19 protein-coding genes are annotated in these 19,206 nt (G+C 44.3%); 8 read left to right on the forward strand and 11 right to left on the reverse strand.

The window, feature by feature from the left end:
* Positions 1 to 16: 16 nt before the first annotated feature.
* Together NYE29_RS19835 and NYE29_RS19840 are read left to right on the forward strand one after the other, a co-directional pair.
* The gene (locus tag NYE29_RS19835) at positions 17 to 508 is read left to right on the forward strand and encodes a hypothetical protein (RefSeq protein WP_340897157.1); all 492 of its coding nucleotides are present in this window, start codon (positions 17 to 19) and stop codon (positions 506 to 508) included.
* 28 nt (positions 509 to 536) lie between these two features.
* A complete protein-coding gene (locus NYE29_RS19840; protein ID WP_340897158.1) occupies positions 537 to 1,166 on the forward strand; it encodes a suppressor of fused domain protein in 630 nt (209 codons plus the stop codon).
* Between the two features lie 80 nt (positions 1,167 to 1,246).
* On the opposite strand, the gene NYE29_RS19845 is transcribed toward NYE29_RS19840, so the two are convergent.
* The 6 genes from NYE29_RS19845 to NYE29_RS19870 form a co-directional block, all read right to left on the reverse strand.
* A complete protein-coding gene (locus NYE29_RS19845) occupies positions 1,247 to 1,633 on the reverse strand; it encodes an immunity 22 family protein (protein WP_340897159.1) in 387 nt (128 codons plus the stop codon).
* A gap of 91 nt (positions 1,634 to 1,724) precedes the next feature.
* A complete protein-coding gene (locus tag NYE29_RS19850; protein ID WP_340897160.1) occupies positions 1,725 to 2,327 on the reverse strand; it encodes a pentapeptide repeat-containing protein in 603 nt (200 codons plus the stop codon).
* Between the two features lie 214 nt (positions 2,328 to 2,541).
* On the reverse strand, positions 2,542 to 2,979 hold the full coding sequence (locus NYE29_RS19855; protein ID WP_340897161.1) for an SMI1/KNR4 family protein: 438 nt from the start codon (positions 2,977 to 2,979) through the stop codon (positions 2,542 to 2,544).
* 76 nt (positions 2,980 to 3,055) lie between these two features.
* On the reverse strand, positions 3,056 to 3,514 hold the full coding sequence (locus NYE29_RS19860) for a DUF4274 domain-containing protein (protein WP_340897162.1): 459 nt from the start codon (positions 3,512 to 3,514) through the stop codon (positions 3,056 to 3,058).
* A gap of 227 nt (positions 3,515 to 3,741) precedes the next feature.
* Positions 3,742 to 4,173 carry an SMI1/KNR4 family protein gene (locus NYE29_RS19865; RefSeq protein WP_340899762.1) on the reverse strand — a complete coding sequence of 144 codons (432 nt, stop codon included), beginning with the start codon at positions 4,171 to 4,173 and terminating at the stop codon, positions 3,742 to 3,744.
* 671 nt (positions 4,174 to 4,844) lie between these two features.
* A complete protein-coding gene (locus NYE29_RS19870) occupies positions 4,845 to 5,258 on the reverse strand; it encodes a hypothetical protein (RefSeq protein WP_340897163.1) in 414 nt (137 codons plus the stop codon).
* 314 nt (positions 5,259 to 5,572) lie between these two features.
* On the opposite strand from NYE29_RS19870, the gene NYE29_RS19875 reads away from it, so the two are divergent.
* Positions 5,573 to 5,884, forward strand: a complete 312-nt coding sequence (locus NYE29_RS19875; RefSeq protein ID WP_340897164.1) for a hypothetical protein — start codon at positions 5,573 to 5,575, stop codon at positions 5,882 to 5,884.
* 217 nt (positions 5,885 to 6,101) lie between these two features.
* Complete coding sequence (locus tag NYE29_RS19880) at positions 6,102 to 6,533, forward strand: hypothetical protein (RefSeq protein ID WP_038595122.1); 432 nt, start codon at positions 6,102 to 6,104, stop codon at positions 6,531 to 6,533.
* 134 nt (positions 6,534 to 6,667) lie between these two features.
* On the opposite strand, the gene NYE29_RS19885 is transcribed toward NYE29_RS19880, so the two are convergent.
* From NYE29_RS19885 to NYE29_RS19895, 3 genes are all read right to left on the reverse strand, one after another.
* The gene (locus NYE29_RS19885; RefSeq protein ID WP_340897165.1) at positions 6,668 to 8,308 is read right to left on the reverse strand and encodes a cellulase family glycosylhydrolase; all 1,641 of its coding nucleotides are present in this window, start codon (positions 8,306 to 8,308) and stop codon (positions 6,668 to 6,670) included.
* 183 nt (positions 8,309 to 8,491) lie between these two features.
* Positions 8,492 to 8,929 carry a flavodoxin domain-containing protein gene (locus tag NYE29_RS19890; RefSeq protein WP_340897166.1) on the reverse strand — a complete coding sequence of 146 codons (438 nt, stop codon included), beginning with the start codon at positions 8,927 to 8,929 and terminating at the stop codon, positions 8,492 to 8,494.
* A gap of 182 nt (positions 8,930 to 9,111) precedes the next feature.
* Positions 9,112 to 9,948, reverse strand: a complete 837-nt coding sequence (locus NYE29_RS19895) for an AraC family transcriptional regulator (RefSeq protein ID WP_179091842.1) — start codon at positions 9,946 to 9,948, stop codon at positions 9,112 to 9,114.
* Between the two features lie 164 nt (positions 9,949 to 10,112).
* Here NYE29_RS19895 and NYE29_RS19900 point away from each other — a divergent pair, with 164 nt between their 5' ends.
* The 3 genes from NYE29_RS19900 (at position 10,113) to fabZ (ending at position 13,705) form a co-directional block, all read left to right on the forward strand.
* Positions 10,113 to 11,954, forward strand: coding sequence for a heparinase II/III family protein (locus tag NYE29_RS19900; protein WP_340897167.1), 1,842 nt, complete (start codon positions 10,113 to 10,115; stop codon positions 11,952 to 11,954).
* Between the two features lie 59 nt (positions 11,955 to 12,013).
* Positions 12,014 to 13,156, forward strand: coding sequence for a glycoside hydrolase family 88 protein (locus tag NYE29_RS19905; RefSeq protein ID WP_076113399.1), 1,143 nt, complete (start codon positions 12,014 to 12,016; stop codon positions 13,154 to 13,156).
* A gap of 120 nt (positions 13,157 to 13,276) precedes the next feature.
* Positions 13,277 to 13,705, forward strand: a complete 429-nt coding sequence (gene fabZ / locus NYE29_RS19910; RefSeq protein WP_076113398.1) for a 3-hydroxyacyl-ACP dehydratase FabZ — start codon at positions 13,277 to 13,279, stop codon at positions 13,703 to 13,705.
* 149 nt (positions 13,706 to 13,854) lie between these two features.
* Here the strand turns inward: fabZ and NYE29_RS19915 are convergent, their stop codons facing one another.
* Both NYE29_RS19915 and NYE29_RS19920 read right to left on the reverse strand, forming a co-directional pair.
* Positions 13,855 to 15,483: a response regulator transcription factor gene (locus NYE29_RS19915; protein ID WP_340897169.1), complete on the reverse strand. Its 1,629-nt coding sequence runs from the start codon at positions 15,481 to 15,483 to the stop codon at positions 13,855 to 13,857.
* Positions 15,480 to 17,231, reverse strand: coding sequence for a sensor histidine kinase (locus NYE29_RS19920; RefSeq protein ID WP_340897170.1), 1,752 nt, complete (start codon positions 17,229 to 17,231; stop codon positions 15,480 to 15,482). Before NYE29_RS19920 ends, NYE29_RS19915 begins: the two co-directional genes overlap by 4 nt.
* 317 nt (positions 17,232 to 17,548) lie before the next feature.
* Here NYE29_RS19920 and NYE29_RS19925 point away from each other — a divergent pair, with 317 nt between their 5' ends.
* Positions 17,549 to 19,156 carry an extracellular solute-binding protein gene (locus NYE29_RS19925; RefSeq protein ID WP_340899763.1) on the forward strand — a complete coding sequence of 536 codons (1,608 nt, stop codon included), beginning with the start codon at positions 17,549 to 17,551 and terminating at the stop codon, positions 19,154 to 19,156.
* Positions 19,157 to 19,206: the final 50 nt, after the last annotated feature.

Consider the following 19,206-nt stretch of genomic DNA (forward strand, 5'->3'; position numbering starts at 1 on the left):
AAAACGAGGCGAAGTTGTGAAATCAATAAAAGATTTTTATAATGAAAGAGTTGCAAAAGTTCGCTGGTTCGAGAATTGTGGTAAAGAGATTAGCGAGCCTTATTTTGAAGGAAACATCAAAATTGTTGATAGTTGGACAAAAGCTCAGAAAGGGATCAACGGGAAATGGGACAATCTGAAACTAGAAATAAGGAATAATCTAACGGGTACTTTACATGAACGTTGGAGAAATGAATATAGAGAATGGAATACGATTACTTTAGAAGCGAAAGCTGTACTCCAAAAAGGTGTACTTAACGAACTCAAATCTTATGTTTCTGCTAATAATATCAATTATCGTGTATATGAGAGTGTTGAATGGGATCTTCTTTGCGTGTTGATGGAATATGCCTACAGTGATCTCGTCGCTCCTGGTTTTTATTTCAAAATGTTCGATGTATATGAAGCAGGTCATCTTCCATGTGGCTGGAAAGGAAAATGGCCGGAAGGAAGTGTTTTAATTTTTTAATATAAGGATCTAACCTCCGGAGGTACATATGGTTAAAAATGATGACTTTGCATCAGGTGAGCTAATAAATCATTTGCGTGAAAATATTGGAGAACCCAGTTTTGTAAACATGGAAGGTTTTATGCAAAACATAAATATAGATTTAATAGTATTTGAGGCAAACACTAATAGAAACTATCACACCATAGTTACTTCTGGAATGAGCAACTATTCATCCAATGTGGAGGAAGGATATGAAGAGTGGAAATACACAGAATTAATAATGTATTTACCTTCAGAGTGGCCTGTACGACAAGCTGACATCCAAGATGAATTGTATTGGCCTTTCGTCTGGTTACGGAAACTTGGGAAGTTTACATTTGATCATCAAACTTGGTTTTGTTACGGTGACAGTATTCCAAATGGAGATCCTCCGCAGTTATTAAGCCACAAAAACCCATTTGTCGGCTTTATGCTGTTACCACCTATAAACGAGAACCCTGATTTTTTCACACTAAAAACGCCTGATAAAGAAATTCAGTTTCTAGTTGTATTTCCTGTTTTTTTGGAAGAAATGAACTTTCTAAGGAATAATGAGTTTACTCTGTTGTTGGAGAAGTTTGATGATTGCCATATTAATGACATTATTAATCTGCAAAGGGTTAATGTTTGTGAGTAAGCAGATTGGTTTACATCGGGGGTGGCGGCATCATGCGGAACGGGTGGAGGATGTATTCATTCGTCACTGGGTAGCCCCCACTATTGATACTCTACCGCACCCAAAAATCTGAAATAATTCGATTGAATGGTTGCTTCAAGAAGTTCCTCTGTATACTTAAAATTATATAGTAAAACTACTGCATTAAAATTATCCGTCAAACCTTCCTGCACTAAGGCAGTGAATTTCAGAACAATCTCATCATCATAAGAGAATCCTTCAAGTAATTGATTCGGATTATTACTAGCTTCTTCATAATATTCTGCTTCTCTTACAGCATCATCATATCTACGAATCCCAAAATGTTTAGCAAAGATCGATGGAGTAAAGTCTCCTTCATCCGTATAAGACACAGTAAGCAGCCTATCCAATTCCTCGGAAGATTGAACATTGCCTACCCACAGAGATACGGCTCCTTCTTTTTCCATGTTAGCCTCCTCTAAGGTTTTAATCCATCAGGCAGATCAGTAGACGAATCAATAATTTCTAACGTACAAGTTCATTGGCAGCGGCACTTACTTATTCACTTATTTCGCATTTTTCTAGCACCCATTCCTTTGCTTGTTCGGATTTCAACAATATAGGGTTCTCCAATGTACCAATATTAATGCTTCTAAAATGAGCTTCTTCTATACCTGTAATATTTTTCAGTGTCACTCCGTTTAATAATGTTTCTTCAAATGAGGCTACACTTATATCTACATTTTCTAGTCTTGCATTACTAAAATCAGTTAAGTAGAAAAATACATTGATCAAATTACAATTCACTAAATATGCATTTCTAAATATTGCTTCCCAACAATCACCTTTACTAAATCTGCTGTTTTTAATGACGCAATTAGAGAAATCTGTATACCCAAGATCTGATTTATAAAAATCGCATTTATCTAAATACGCTTTTTTAAAAGTTGATGAGCATAATAATGATGCATGAAAATCGATATTTTCCAATATAAGATCATCAAAAATACACTCAGTTAAATATGCTTGTTCAAGCAATTTATCGGATAAATCAAAACCTCTTAAATCCACTTCATCTAATTTTAACACTTCGCCTTCTTTACCAATGGACTCAACCCACTTTTTATGTAGTTCAAACTTATTTATAATGTTTTCTTCCATTTTGCCACTCCTTAAGGATACCAGTTCTATTTCTCAGTACTTGCAGGTTTTCGGGCTAAATCAGCCAATTTTTATTAATTACTAACGGCCTGCCGCGGTGGCAGGGGAGAGGATGTTGCTGGAATCGACCAATTTAATGTAACGGGATAGTTTTACTTAGAATAATGAATTAAAGCATTGTGTGCGTAAATGAAATGCGAAATCTATACGAGTTCTATTCAGTATCATATAGAGTTTCGATAAACTCTTGAATATTATCCGCCAAATAATGCATGTTATCCATAGAATGGTCATTCTCTTCATCATGTATCCAGAAGAAAATCTGATCATAAAATTCTTCTCGTATACCCAGACAAATCTGGTTACCGCCAGAATCTCTCGCAATGGGAATAAAGCCGATTTCTAATATTTCCTCAAAAAATTCAATCTTTTTTTCAAGATTATTGTTCATACTACCAATTCCGTAGAAAACATTTAAAGCACTTTCGCCCTCATCAGATGAGATTTTAAAAACATTTGGATCTACACGACCCCCATTATACTCCAGCAAAAATTCTTTATATAATTTAGGTAATTCGATTTTATTCATTTGTTCAAAGTTCTCTACCTGCACCATTGATATCTTGTCATGTATCCTCGAAATTTGAGGCATTTTTGTTACTCCTCATTATTATTATTTTTGCCCTTAACCTAAGATTGTCCAGCAATATGAGCCCCCTTGGATGATACTAGAGGACTGGTATTTCTATGTCATCACCAGGCGACTTATACAAAAAAATATCAGGAATACTAGGGTTTAACTTGCTTAACTTAAAGATTTGCACTTTTGTTAATGGTGGAGGAGTAAAAGAAAACTTTTTATTATGGAAGCTGTTATCAAGTATTCTATCATGCAAGTTATTGATGAACTCTTTCCATTCACCCAAGCTGGAATGAAACACCGCATCTGTTGATTCAAACATACGGTAACCATCTGCACGATAAAACATTAGCAGACCCGTTCCAAAATCACAATTTTCATTGACTAAAATAGCCGTTGGTACTTCAAAGCCACTGTTCCAGTTGTAGTTTGCCGCATATATATGGAGATGCAGAGTGCTATTCATCTTTTTGATTTCTGCAATAATGCTACTACTATGTTTACTGTATAATAGTTCTTTTATCTTTTGAAGTTCTTCGCTATTCATGGCAAGTATTCTAACCTTTCGTATAAGAAGGGTCACTCCATCAATTGTTCCAATGTGCTCACCCAAAGATCCACAAATGCACTTTAGTTTATACATTAGACTTAATGCCTATTCGAAAATAGGGGAGCAAATAAAGATAACAAAAAACAGGTCAATCATGGTGGTATCTGACCATATTCGACCTGTTCAATGTAACGTAAAATGGAAGAGTATTTGAAAATATCCAACTACTCTTCTGTATCATCATATAAATTTTCTAAAAAAATCTTGAAATTCTCAGAAATAAAATACATGTTGTCCATATCCTCAGTGTCTTCGTCATGAATCCCAAAATAAATATTTCCGAAACACTTCTCAGTAAGACCTATGCAAATTTGATTTCCACCAGAATCATCTGCAATTGGTAAAAATCCTGCATTAAGTATATCGTCAAAAATATCTATTTTTTTGTCTAAATTATCATACATTTCTCCAATGCCATAGAAAATATTTACCATACCCTTACCTTGCTCCTCAGAAATGGTGAAGTAGTATGGTTTAGGATAGCCCCCATTGTACCTCAATAAAAAATCTCGATAATGGTTAGGAAGTTGCACTCCAATGATTCGCTCAAAAACTTGAAGTCTAGCTTCTGTTAGAACTTCTTGATTGCTTTTCATTTCCAAACGAATCTCCTCCTGTTCCGTTTACAATGGACCGTCCGCCCATGTGCTCATGTATGTCTTTTCAACTAACACCAGTCTTTTTGCTCGTCCTTTAAGCCTGACCCAAGTACTCTCCTGATTCTAACGCATCAAGCTGTCTTTGTCTCTCTGGGGAGAGAAGGGTGATGAGTTCATTCGGCGCTGGTCATCCTATCTTCATCTATAAGTTCTATCTTGACAATTAATCTATTGCCAACCGAAATGTGAGAACATATTTACCTTCAAATTCACGAATTTCATTTATAGTTAGTTTCTTGTTTCCTCGATCCATATTCGCCATAGTTATTTTCCTTTTTAATTTTTTGTTTTACTGTAGACTGACCACTGAATGCCTAAACTCTCTATGCATATCTTCATCGACAAGGATCATTGTCTTTCCATATTAATGGGCTTTATTAGTTAATTCTATATATTTGTTCTTTACTAGTTCCACATACTCTTCTAGATACTCAACTTCATGTTCATCCAGGCTGTCCTGATAGATTAATTATCGAATAACATTATTACAACTTGGGTAACCATCTAAAACAGTATACAGATTTATTTCGCCAACCGCATTTGTTCTAATTCCCCAAGGACGTGGCTATCTCAACGCCTACTACCTAATTAACATCTAATCCACAAAATCACAAATGGATTTTCGAAAGGAAATCTTGGAGCATTTTCTTTACTGGTAAGCTATCAGTGTGTAATGAGTCATTTATACGCTGGAGTATACTTGGGTTATCTAATATCATTTTCTTAATTTCTTGATTTGTAAAACTTCTTAGTGTGTCAATACATATTTCGAATAATTCCTCATCATTCGTACTGAGCAATGATAATAAAATGTTGAATTCATTTACATTGCATTCATTATCCAAACAATACGCTAATTTTCTCTGCCACTCTATAGGTTTATTGTGCACTTGATTAGATAATTCAACCCAATCACTTGGGTTAAACTCCGAAAGCATCTCGCTTGCAATGACACAGCCATCATCGTACCACGAATCTACTGATGTATCAGCGGATAAAAGGTTATCTAGTTCTTTGTACATATTTGAGGCCTCCATTTATATTTGAATTAAAAACCTGATAGGCGAGACGCTTTATCTTGCCTGTTGGCTAACCACTTGTTACATCGTCACCAACTTTAAATATATCAATTTCCACAGCATTCGTCGTGGCCCTTTTCGGTGTAATGAGGATATTTGTACTTCGGATGACCATTCTATTAATGCTTTTAAACTTAAACATTAGAACTTCTAAACTTCTTGACAGTTAGTTCTTTGTGGGTTAGTATGAGGATAAGAAGCTTCTGAATGCTAGAAGGAAAGCAAAATATACGAAGGTAGGAGAGGTGCTGTTCATTATGAAATACGATGGAAGTCAGGCTGGCACAACAGCGGTGTCCAAGATTCAGATGTATCTCACAGGAAAGCCGTTTAACCGGAATGAGGCTACACAGATACTAGAAGGCCTCAAAAGCTACAACAGGAACCGCAAGTATGGGGAAGAACTTACTGGATCATGTGAGGAAATTTTCAGCTATTTTAAATTCAAAACAAAAAACAGATTTACAGACGAATTAGCATATGACAACTTCTTTAAGAAAAATGGGATTACCGATTATGCAACGCTTGAGATTCAAGCAGAAGACTACTACGAACGCTATAAGCTTTAAGAATTATAATCACTTTATCTCCCGGCCTACGTGTGAAAACCTTGAGAAATCAAGGTTTATTTTTTATAGAGAACTATAGAATGTAAGCTTAATCTTTGTTATTTGATTGCAACTTCTAAAGTTCAGAAGTTTTTTTGATTGTATGCATACTTTTTTACTTGTATACTTAAGGCGAATATAGGATTGTGCAATTTATAAAGAGTAGGAGTTGATTAGAATGAGTGGAGAACAATTTAGCTCAAACGCTGAGGAAATCAGATATTATATTAAACAATTGCTTCAAGATGGTGCGATACATGGCATTGAAGAAATGCGAAGTTATGTTGAACGGCATTCTTCCAACGGTGCGAATTTTACTACTGGTATGTATACAGGGGCAATACGCGATCTTGTGCGTAATAGCGGGGGGCATTATGCCAATCCGGTTCGGGGCGGCTATCAATTGGTTCAAGAGCCAATCGTGAAGTCGGCAGGCTCCGAGTTGCGTCAAAATGTGCTTACCGTGATCGATAATACATGTGAATCTCTAACAGAAGCATGCACGATTAATATAATTGGACTTTCGCAGGCAGAATTAGCTGTCGCGAATAAGGTAGCTGATCTAATAGCCTATTTGAAATCAGCCGCTGATGAAATTCGGCAGGAATAATAAGTCTTTACAAGCCTACAGTCGAACTACAATAGAAAAGCGGCGGTCCTTTGGTCCCTGCCCGTCTTACAGGCAAAGGCCGAATGGGCCACCGCTATAGGATTACTTCAGTAATGGGGATAGAAAGTCACATTTTAAGGCCGAATGCCGGATATGAGGATGCCGTTCTTGTGCAGGGTAACATGATCCCATGTGCTGAAATCCACTTTGCTTGGGTCAAAGGAGTAGTCATTGGCTTCGTTGAAATTGCTCCAGTCGCTTTTATGCAGGCGCAGCTGGATATCTCCGGTCTGTCCCCCGGCAGGAAGACTGCCCGCGTTTGAACCAAAGGTGAGCTCCACATAGGAATCAGCGGAAATGCCGCTGAAGTTGCCGAATGCGGTAGTGATGTTGGCTGCACCGATTTGCGCCCAATCAATAACGGCATTCAGCGATTGTGTCCCATCCTTGGTGAAGTAATAACGTATTTGTAAGTCACTTAAGCTGACTGCGGATGGCCCATTGTTCTTGATATTGAAATGGGGTTTGATTTGGTTGTCATTGATGTTCGTATCCGCAGCCCGGTAGTAGAGGGCAAGTCCTGTGGGGGTTGCAGTAGGTGTAGGTGCGACGCTTGCTGTTGGTAACGGCGTTCCTGGGGGGCTAACCGTTGGGAATGCAGTAGGCGATGCAGTAGGCGTTGCGGTAGGTGCTGTCGTAGGTGACGTTGTTGGGGCTGGAGTTGGAGTTGGAGTGGTTCCATTGTCGGGAACAGGTACGTAACCGGGCGTTGTATAGATTCTGTTCAGAACAGAGGTTGCCTGTGTGCCGTACACACTGTTCACAACGGTATTTCCCCATTCCGAGAGCGTGCCTGCCGGACCGCTGGCCAAGTCCAGATATTCGACACCGCCGCCATTACCGTACCAGGACCAGGCCAGCCAGCCTACTCCTATTTGCTGCGAATAGCTCATGATCGTCGCTTCATCAACATCGCCGCTGGTGTGCTTGTACCCAAATTCTCCAATAATAACCGGCAGACCGAGGGCCAGAACACTGTCGATATTACTTTTGACTGTTGTGGCTGTGCCACCGGCATACTCATACATATGAATGGAGAAAATCGTATTTTTGAGCGGATCGGAGCTAAACACTGCATTGCCGCTGTTGAAAATCGAACCTGGATATTGTCCCCAACCGGCGGAATCCACGACCAGCGTATTTCTGATTCCCGCGGCCCGGAGGGCAGGAATGGCGGATTGATAGCCGCTGGCCCAGGTAGCCGTACTCCAGGAACCAAACCATTCGTTGGCAATGTTGACGATGACCCGGTCTTCCTTGCCGATCAGCGCATCCTTTATGCTAATCCAGTAATTTACGGCAGCGTTCAGATCAGAGATGTTGTCTGAACCTGTGGCATCATGCACTTCAAGCATAGCGGTCAGCTTGTACTCATCGCACAGCGCCAGAATATGCTGGACATCTGCCACACTGTCGAGGGACCATTTGCTGCCGTTCGAAAGCACGATGCGAACGACATTGGAGCCGGTGGCCGCTATGGCCGGAATGGCCGTTTCCAGGTCGTTTTTGTACCAGGTATGTGCATGGTTAATGCCTCTCATTACGAAAGGGCTATTGGTTGCATCGTACAAATTGGAACCGCTTACATAAAATCCTTTGACTGATGTGCCTGCCGCTGCTGCCTGCTTCTGAGGGAGTGAGAGGGAGAGGATGAGGACGCAAGCCAGAGCCACTAGACTAATGCTGCGGAACGAAAATAATTTGCCGGATTTCATTCATAGTTCCTCCTCAAATGGATATTGAACTTGCTTCGGAAGCCAGCACTGCCGAAAGAAATGGAGAATTCAACTGAAGGGTACTCACAGAAGCATAAGTTAGGCTTGCAGCATTGATCACCTCCCATATATATCCAACATAACATAAAAGGGTTTATATGGGAATGTTTATAGATTTGTATTTTAATCTTCTTTGAACTTTTCGGAAAATGCTTTTATTCTATCTACGAAAATTCCTTTCAGCTGATCCGTGCCTTCCTTCGGCGCGGCATAGGCCTTATAACCGCCAAAGGATTCAATGCAGACCGCTGCTTTTTTTAGTTCCTCAGGAAAATTCGCCTCGATGATTTCTTCCGTTTTTTTTGGCTTTTCGTTGCAAATGTAGTAACCCACACGCTTTTTCAGCAGTTCGGTTTGATTTTTTTTGATGAAATCGCGGATCGGTTTATACAGCTTTCCGTCTCTTACTCCAGCTCCAAGAATAACACTATCAAATTCCTCCAGGTTTGGTATCCCGGAATCAATATTGCAAAGCGTACAGTGAGAAAGCTCTTCCGAAAGGATTTTGGCACATTGCTCTGTGGCTCCTGATTTTGTAGCGTATAAAACGACTAATGACATTGTTCCGCACCCTTTCAGAAAAATATGTTGGATAGACGAGAAGGTTATTTGACGATTATCTAGATTATCAAGATATATTAATTCTAAGTATTGATCGAAACTTTGTCAAGCAAGGTGCGAGGTGTATGGTGAAGTGGACTTGCTCCGCTGCTGCAAAGACACAGGCTAGATGGGCCGGTTTCTCAGGTGCTTCTGCTATATTTTCCGGGAGAAACTCCGGCAATATTCTTAAAGGTGCGGATGAAATTGGCATAATCATTAAAACCGGCCAGGTAGCAGGTCTCGGATACTGATTTTCCTCCAGCTAGCAGCTGCTTGGCCAAAGCTATTTTTTTTAGCAGTACATAGCGGTAAAGGGTGCCCCCGGTTTGTTGTTTGAACAGGTGGCTTAAATAGTATTTATCAACGGCCAGCTCACTGGAAACCTGCTCCAGCGAAAGGCCGGTATGCAGATGGTTGTCGATATAATGGATTGCCGATTCGATCAAGGCGGAAATAATGCTGGGAACCGGGGAATGCGACTTGTTGTAGAGACCATTGATGAATACCAGCAACTGCACAAGATAGGTCAGGGCGAGCACATCGCTGCCATACTGCGGGTGGTTTAACGCATCAATCAGCCGGGAAGCCAGCCGCATATATTCATTCAACTGAGGTTCGTCCATATGGGAAATGTTCTGCTTGCCCGGTTGATGGTTTTGGAAACAGGCCAGGAGATTCGTCTCCGCGGTACAGAAGGGATACACCAGCTCTGCTTTGAAATGGATGGTTACCCGTTCATAGGGTCCCGGTGACAAATTGATGATTTTATGGATTTCTTGATTATTGAATACCAGCACAGAGCCTCTTTGCAGCGGATAGCAATACTGGTCCACGAAGCCGTTCACTGTTCCGTTCAGAAAGAGGAAAATTTCATAATGGTCATGAATGTGAAAATCTTTTGTAGGCGATAAGGGTGAATTTCCGATTCCCGCCAACAAGGGCGCGGCAATTTTCTCATAATACTGGGAATGTTTCATAAGTTTAACGGCCTCCACATATAGCAATATTCGCAAGAAATCAAACATTAATCGCAAAGAACTTGCATTACTATAAAGGTAAACTAGGAGGGGAAATAACTCAATACGGCAGACAGTATTCGGTTGGGTGATATGAAGGGATGGACTGATCAGGAGGGTTAATAATGCTCGAAATCAAGGAAATAAAACAAATGCTGCTGCGCACGGAATCGTCCAAGCTGTATCTGGCTGATTATCCGGAGCTGCTGAGGCAGAAGGTGCTCGGTTCGCCGGCCTTGCAGCCCATGCTGGCAGAGATCCGGGCGGAGGCTGAAGCGCTGCTGGCGACAGCGATTCCAGAGCTTTCTTACACATTGTTTCGGATTTATTTCGAAAGAGGCACCCGGATGGAGTATGAGACGGTCTATTTCAACAGGAGAAACCGGCTGAGAACCTTTGGGCTGCTGGCATGGCTGGAGCCGGATAACCTTGTGTTCCGTGATGCGCTGTGCGATACCTTATGGGCAGTCTGCGACGAGTATACCTGGTGCGTTCCGGCACATCTTGCCGGTGAGGCGGAGAATGATCCCGCGCTTCCCGAAGGTTCGATTGCAGCGGGCAAGGAAGTACCGGCAGCCACAATAGATCTATTCTCGGCGGAAACCGCTTTTGCGCTTGCAGAATTACTGCATCTGCACGGGGATAATCTGCCGCAACTTGTACGTAAACGGGTCATCTCCGAGGTTCTTCATCGTGTGCTGACTCCATTCACCGAGCGCAGCTTTTTTTGGGAAGAATCCAAGCATAATTGGGCGGCCGTCTGCGCAGGTTCTGTCGGAGCCGCAGCATTGTATATCCTGGACAATGCCGAGGATACGGCGGTCGTGCTAGCCCGTGTACTTCCTGCGATGGACAGCTTTCTGTCAGGCTATCCTGCTGATGGCGCGTGCACGGAGGGGTATGGTTATTGGCAATACGGATTCGGATTTTATGTTTATTTTGCGGATCTGCTGAAGACCCAGACCGGTGGAGCACTCGATTTGCTGGCAGAACCTAAAATCCGGCAAATTGCCATGTTTCAGCAAAAAGCATTTCTTGATGATTGCCATACCGTGAGCTTCTCCGATACCCGGACAGTAGCAGGCGTGTTTATGGGCTTGTCCCACTATCTGCATGCCCGGTTTGAAGAGGTTGACATACCGTCGCGCAGTTATGAGGCCGCTTACATGGAGGATCATTGCTACCGCTGGGCTTCGTCGTTACGCAATCTGATCTGGCAGCATGGGGAGACGGAGGGACAGCCATGGAGGCCGGCTTCCTACTACCTGCCGGAAGCGCAGTGGTTAATTTCCCGGCATGAATCGCAGGGACGGCGGTTTGTATTTGCCGCCAAGGGCGGGCACAACGATGAGCCGCATAATCATAACGATGTCGGCAATTTCATCCTTTTTGCCGAGGGGACGACACTGTTAGCAGATATGGGGTCCGGGCAATATACCAGCGGATATTTCGGCCCGGAACGCTACAATATTCTGTGTAATGCAAGTTTCGGACACTCTGTTCCAATCATCAACGGAATGGCCCAGTCGCCGGGTGCGCAGCACCGGGCAGCCGATGTTCAGATGGAGAGCGGGGAGCAGACGGAGACCTTCTCGCTAGACCTGGCCCAGGTCTATGCGGATAACAGCTTGCTGCAGCTGAAACGCCGGTTCACATGGACAAAAACAAGTCAGCCCGTACTTATGCTGGAAGACAGCTATCAGTTTGCCTCTCCGCCGGAATCTGTTACGGAAAGATTTATTACCCCGCTGAAGCCGCGGATTGAAGAAGATGCAGTCATCCTGTCTTCGGATCAAGCTGCGTTAAGGATTGTCTTTGACAATAAGCTGCTGGCCCCGGAAATCCAGGAATTGCAGCATAAAGCTCATCGTGGACGCCTGGTAACCTTTTATGCCCTTGATTTTGCGGTGCTCCGCACGGAGCAGAACATGAAGCTGTCACTGCGCTTTGAGTTGTCCGGAGGATAACGTCCGCTCTCTTAAGAGCAGCAAGAATACCTACTAAGAAATAGGGAGAGGATCAGAAGATGGAATATCATTTGACAACCGATGACCGGCAATGGCTGGAGGGAATATGGGGAAGTATCCGCAAAAAAATGGCTGTGGAATGTGAAAGAATCGGCACAGACATTCCATTCGAAGCCGAGAACGGCAAATATATAGATATGGGCAAGCAGGACATTTACTGGTGGACCAACGGCTTCTGGCCGGGAATGTTATGGCAAATGTATCATGCCACCGGAGAAGAGCTTTACCGGACCACTGCGGAAGGCGTGGAAGCCCGGCTGGACGAGGCGCTGGAAGGCTTCGAGGGATTGCATCATGATGTAGGTTTCATGTGGCTTCATTCCGCCGTGGCGAACTACCGGATCACCGGGAGTGAAAAGTCGAAAATCCGCGGATTGCACGCCGCGTCGCTGCTGGCTGGCCGTTACAACCCGCTAGGACAATTTATCCGTGCCTGGAATTCTCATTCCGGGAATGATTGTACAGGCTGGATTATTATTGACTGCATGATGAATATCCCGCTGCTCTATTGGGCCTCCAAGGAAGTTAATGATCCCAGATTTAAAGCGGTTGCCATCCATCATGCGGACACTGTGCTGAAGACAACAATCCGTGGTGACGGTTCTTCGAATCATATTGTCATGTTGGACCCCGAGAACGGGGAGTTTATCGATAATCCCGGAGGTCAGGGGTTTGACAGCGGTTCTTCGTGGAGCAGAGGCCAGGCATGGGCGGTCTACGGGATGGCTCTGAGCTATAAACACACTGGAAAAACGGAATATCTCGATGCAGCAAAGCAGGTAGCCCATTATTTTATCGCAAATGTTGCAGAGACCGGCTACATCCCGCTCGTGGATTTCCGCGCTCCGGCGGAACCGGTATGTTACGACACTACTGCCGGGGTATGTGCGGCTTGCGGTCTGCTTGAGATTGCCGGGCATGTCAGCGAATACGAGAAACCGCTGTATATCCGCTCCGCCATCAAGATCCTGCAGGCGACCGAGCGTAAATACTGCAATTGGAATCCTGAGGAGGATTCGATTGTCAGTGGCGGTACGGGAGCATATCATAGTGAAATCAAAGAAATTCCGATTATTTACGGAGACTATTTCTTCATTGAAGCTGTGTTGAGATTGCTGGATAAAGATATTTTCATCTGGTAGAACTGGGCTTCAGCCTATAACTTTTATAAAAATGGGAAGCAGTGAGAGTTTAACTCGCTGCTTCCTCTTTTTTATAATGTGGTAAAATGGTAATGATTTATAACCGGAAGGAGTCGTTCTATGTTTGATATAAATAGAATCAAGGAGCTAATCCCGCACCGATATCCATTTCTGTTGGTCGATAGAGTCATCGAGCTTGAAGAAGGAAGACGAGCGGTAGCGATTAAAAATGTGACGATTAATGAGCCGTTCTTCACGGGGCATTTTCCCGAGTACCCGGTTATGCCGGGGGTGCTCATCGTTGAGGCCTTGGCACAGACCAGTGGTATTGCCATGTCCAATTCAGAGGAAGACAGCAATAGAATTGGACTGTTGACGGGCATCGACAATTGCCGTTTCAAACGTCAAGTAAAGCCGGGGGACCAATTGCGGCTCGAATTCGAAGTTACCCGGGTGAAGGGACAGATTGTCAAAGGCAACGGAACCGCCACCGTCGATGGAGAACTGGTCTGCCAGGCGGAGATCATGTTTGCCTTCAGCAGCAAATAATTGTGAGTGATGCAGTCTCGCCAGAATAAATCGCTCCAAATTGAAGTGGTTGTGTGGTACCTCCTTTTTACTAAAAGGGCGATTTTTTTTGTTTTTTAAAAGAAATTAGTAACAATTCCCGCTTAAACAATAGACACCCCCCGCTTTGCCTATGCTTTGTAATTATGCAGTGCTGGCGGCGCCTGCTGTTCCTTTTTATACTCGTTGGGTGAGAGGCCGACCTCTTGCTTGAACAGCTTGGAGAAATAGGAGTAGTTGTTGTAACCTGTTTTATTGGCAATGGTATAGACGGACATATTGCTCGTTTCCAGCAGGTGCTTGGCGGCCGCGATCCGGACTTGAATGACATAGCTGCCGAGGGAGACGCCGGTCTCTCTCTTGAACAGCCGGGCCAGATAATCCGGATTGAGATAGACGATTTCCGCCAAGTCATTGCGCGTCAGATCATCCCCGTAATGCTTATGGATATACTCCTTGATCTCTTCGGCAATGGAAGTGGGCTGTGCAGCAAAGTCACGGTATTCCATGGCGGTGTTGACCAGATACTTCAGATATTCCTCCATATCCTCAATGGAGCTCAGCGAATGCATCAGCAGCTGATCATTGGTTTTGCCGGTATACAATTTATGCGCCTGTATCCCCTTCAGCTTCAGAAAGGAATACACAAGCTGCACAATATCCAGCCGGAACAAGCCCAGGACAGAGGTGTCGATAGCTTTGTTGCTCAGCATATGGTTCAGATGCGAGATGGATTCTCCAAGAAAATCGGCAAGCTTGTTCTGATTAAGCAGCTCCTCCAGATGTGCCAGATCCGGCGGAAGGTAGAGTGGTTTATTTTGCCGGGAGTACGCTTCCACGGAGAAGGTCTGGTTGCGGCATTTGGTCAGCTCTTCATCCATATTCAGCAGTTGTTTGAGAATAACACCGACCTTATTCAGTGTGCCAGGCAGGCCGATATTGCAGCAGACATCGCATTTTAAGTAGGGATTGGCTTTTTGGATAAAAGAGGCACTGAACGCTCTGAGCACCCCGGCGTCCTCCGGCGGGTCGTTCCATTTTAATATGGCGATCCAGTTATAGTCTTTAACTTCCAGGATGCTTTCTATGGAGAAGCCCGGATGGTTCAGCAGTTCGTACAGCACATTCAGCAGCGCAAAATCAAACAGGCCTTTCTCTTCTTTGCCCATGCTTCCATTGTGGGGAAACACGTTGAACAATATGGGCTGCAGGAGATCTTCCATTTGATAGGACAGGTTCTGCTCTTCAATTGCATGGGCGATGTCCCCCGGTTTAAGCGGGAAGGAGGTGCTGCTGCTGACCAGCTTGCGCCAGAAATGCTCAAGATTATTCGCTTGATTCTTTTGCCAGAAGTAACCGCCCCGAATCGCCTGCTCGTTGCTTTGCTGCTCCGCTGCCCGCACGACAGCTTTTTGAATGATTAGCATCAGCTTGTCAAATTCGATTGGCTTGAGAAAATACTCAAAACTTTGCAATTCGATGGCCTTCTGCGCATAATTGAAATCAGCATAATTGGTAAGCAGGATGGCTTGAATACTGTAATTCTGCTCACGAATCCACGCCAGAAGCTCCAGTCCGCTCCCCTGCGGCATTTCGATGTCCGATATCAGAATTTGCACTGAATGCTTCTCCAGAATTTCCTGCGCTTGCGCCACGTTATTGGCCGTATACACAGTTTCGATATTCAGCATTTTCCAGTCTATTTTCTTCTGCAAGGCGGCAATTACGTAATAGTCATCATCCACAAGTAATATATTCATAAGCTTCTCTCCATTCCTGATGATAGATCCGGCTGATCCGGCAGGGTCAAGGTGATAACAGCGCCGCCTTCCGGCAAATTGGAGAAGCTGACGGACGCTTTTTTAGCATAAAGGTATTCCAGGCGCTTAAGGGTGTTCATGATGCCGATATGTGTGCCTTTCGTCTGATCCAGCGGCAATCCGGAATGAAGTTTCTCCAGAACCTCCGGCGGAAAGCCCGGTCCGGTGTCAGAAATTTGGATAATGGTCAGCTCAGTGTCTTCCTCGTCCGCGCAACGTCCGACGGTAAGCTTAATCTGCACTTCCGAATCTCTGGAAATCGCATATTTAATGGAGTTCTCAATGAAGGTTTGCAGCACGAGCGGAGGAATCATCACGCTGCCAGCCTCTTCAGCCATCTCGATATGATAGACGAAGGCATCCCGGTAACGTTGGCGCTGAATTTCCAGATACATCCGCACATGCTCAAGTTCATTCTCCAGCGGAACAAAATTCTCGCCGTTCTGGAATAAATAGCGGAAATACTTGGAGGTCGACATCGCCATATCCTCGATCTCCTGATACATTTGAATTTGCGCCATGCTGTAAATGCTGGTCAGGCAGTTAAGGAAAAAATGCGGTTTAATCTGCTGCTTCATATAGTCCAGCTGGATTTGCTGTTTCTCCAGTTCTTGCTCGTACATGGCAATTTTAAATGTTTTGATCTGCTCCACCAGATCTTTGAACTGGTCATTTGCCTGTTCCAGCTCAATAAGCTTGCTGCTCTTCAGATCCGCCGGCTGCCCGTCTTCATTAATGCGTGCCAGATTCTCGGAGAAGCTTTGGATCGGGCCAAGTACCCTTCGTTTGAAAAAGAGCATAACGACACAGATCGTTGAGGTGACTATGAAGAACAGCAGCATAATGAGCAGCTGGGCGATCATGATTTTCTCAAAGGCTCCAAATTTAATAACCATCTCAGCGCTGAACGTTGTACTCGTGAATTCACTGCTGATCGTGGTACGGGGCTGCAGCCGATTGAAAACGCCATCATTGTTCTGAAGCACTTTGCCGCTGTTGGAGACCGGGCTGGTAAGGCTGATGCCGCTCTCATCCACCAGGGATGCATAACCGTTGGCTCCCAGATTGATCTGGCGCAGCGGGCGGATCAGATGATCCGCCGAGATGAGACCGATGAGATAGCGGTTATAATAGGGAACAATGTTGATCACATAATATTTTCCGTTTACGAGGACTGGCGTCCATTTGGAATAAAACTTCTCGTACAGCTCTTTATCATCTATATAGGAAATGATCTGTTTCTTCAGCTCCCGGTAGTCGGTATAGGTCACGCTGATCGGTGCGCAATTCAAAAAGTAGGACTGATTCTTTAAATAGTAGAAGAAGTTATACTCCAGTCCGTAGTTTTTCTGCAGCTCGGTGAACCGTTTATGCAGGTTTTCATTTGCTTTTAAGAACTCGATGCTGTTGATCCGGAAAGCGTTCATCGTGTTGAGGCTTTCATCATTGGCCAGTGTCCAGCCCATATAGTGATTAATGTAAGCAAAATCATGATTGATCCGGTTGATATAGAGGTCAGCGGTATCCTGCAAATACCTTGTGGACTGCTGCTTGACGATAAAAATAGAAGCGATGCTGATTGCCAAATCCAGAACAAGCACGGAGAATGAAATCAGAAGCATAACTTTTACATAATGACGAACAGGGTACAGTTTGGTTGCTGCTTTACCTGAAGTTGTATTGGCCATAGTTCCCAAATCCAGTATCCTTTCCTGCGCAGCCATTTCTATGAATGCGTTTTTATAAGTAACAAAATCATTATAAAACCTTTATATGAAAAAAACATAAGAACAAGATGCCGTTTCGGCGCAAAGTCCGGAAAGCGCAAACAAAAGTCTGGAAACTGTTATTAAAAAGAGGCCGCGGATAATTTTGCAGCTTCAATATTATGTAAGCGGATGCAGAAGTCCGAATAAGAGGTTCAAAGTGTCCGGAATGCTGAGCGGCAAGCAGGTATGATTAGAACTGCAAAGAGGAGGTATATATCGAAATGGGGGATTATGGAATGGGTGAACAGAGCAAGAAATCATCGGCAAAGAAATGGATGACCGGTCTTCTGGCAGCAGTAATGGTCATGGGACTTGCGGGCTGTGGCGGCAACAACAAGGAGAACAATACCGCGGCGACCGAAACGGGCGGGTTCAATAAAGAGGGTCTGCCGATTGTAAGCGAGCCGGTGACCCTGAAGATTCTGACTGTCCGCTGGGGCAGCATGGGTGATACTTTTACCCAGAACCAGTGGCTTAAGGATTTGGAGAAGAACACCAATGTGAAGATTGACTGGCAGGTGATGTCATCCAACGACTGGGCCGAGCAAAAGTCCATTATGTTAGCTAGCGGCACGCTTCCGGATGTGGTACTGGGGGATCAGACCTTCTCCGATTCCGACATCGTCAACAACTTAAGCTACTTCCGTCCGCTGGATGATTATATTGATCAGTATATGCCTAACCTGAAAGCGGCAATGGAAGAAACGCCGGATATGAAGAAAATCAGCACTTTCCCCGACGGGAAAATTTACTCTCTGGCCACAAGACTGCCTTCGCGTCCAAAGAGCTCGCGCCAGCCTGTAATCAACAAAACCTGGCTCGACAAACTGGGTCTCGAAGTGCCGGATACCCTTGATGATTTATACAATGTATTGAAAGCATTCAAAGAGCAGGATCCGAACGGAAATGGCAAGGCGGATGAAATTCCTTATATTGAAGTGAGTAATGACCTCATCAGTCCTTTCGGGATCACCGATCTGAATACCAACAATATGCTGGTCAAGGACGGGAAAGCAGTATACTACCCTACTTCGGAAGCGTTCAAGGAAGGCCTCAAGTGGGAAAATAAACTCTACAACGAAGGCTTGCTGGATAAAGAGCTGTTTACGCAAGACGACACCATGAGATCGGCCAAATTCCAGAACCCGGATGCTCCGGTTGTAGGCTTCTCGTACCAATGGACTCCCGATGCCGTATTTGGCAAATGGGGAGATCAGTATGAAACCATTCCGCCGATTGCCGGACCGGATGGCAAACGTTATACGATCGGCAATCCAATCGGGATGAATCTGGCGCGCAACGAGCTGCTGATCACCTCTTCCTGCAAAACACCGGAAATCGCTGCCCGCTGGGCCGACCAGTTCTACACCAATGAAGCAAGCATTCAGAATTTCTGGGGAGCTATCGGCACTGTGATCCAGAAGAACGATGATGGCACCTATACGCTCATGGACCCGCCAGCCGGAACCAGCGCGGATGCCTGGTACTGGGATCAATCGCTACGTGATTTCGGGCCGAAATATGTAAGCCCGTCTTTTGAAAAGAACATCGTGCTGAGCAGTGAAAGCGGCGACGGCTTGAAGCTGCAGCTCGATAAGCTGGGCAGCGAATACGTAACAACGCCTTTCCCTAACGTAATGTACACTGCGGAAGAATTCCAGGAGCTGCCTACTTTGACCACCGATATTGATACCTATGTGAACACCATGCGGGCCCAATTTATCAGCAAGGGCGGAATTGATGATGGCTGGGATGCATATGTGAAGAAGCTGAATGACATGGGAATTGAGAAGCTGATCAAGATCCGTACTGAAGCTTACGAACGTTATATGAGCGTAAAATAACTCTTTTTGACTCCACGAATCCGCCCTGCGCAGCTCACTAGCGCGGGGCG

It is taken from the genome of Paenibacillus sp. FSL M7-1046 (assembly GCF_038007405.1).
Lineage (GTDB): Bacteria > Bacillota > Bacilli > Paenibacillales > Paenibacillaceae > Paenibacillus_AQ.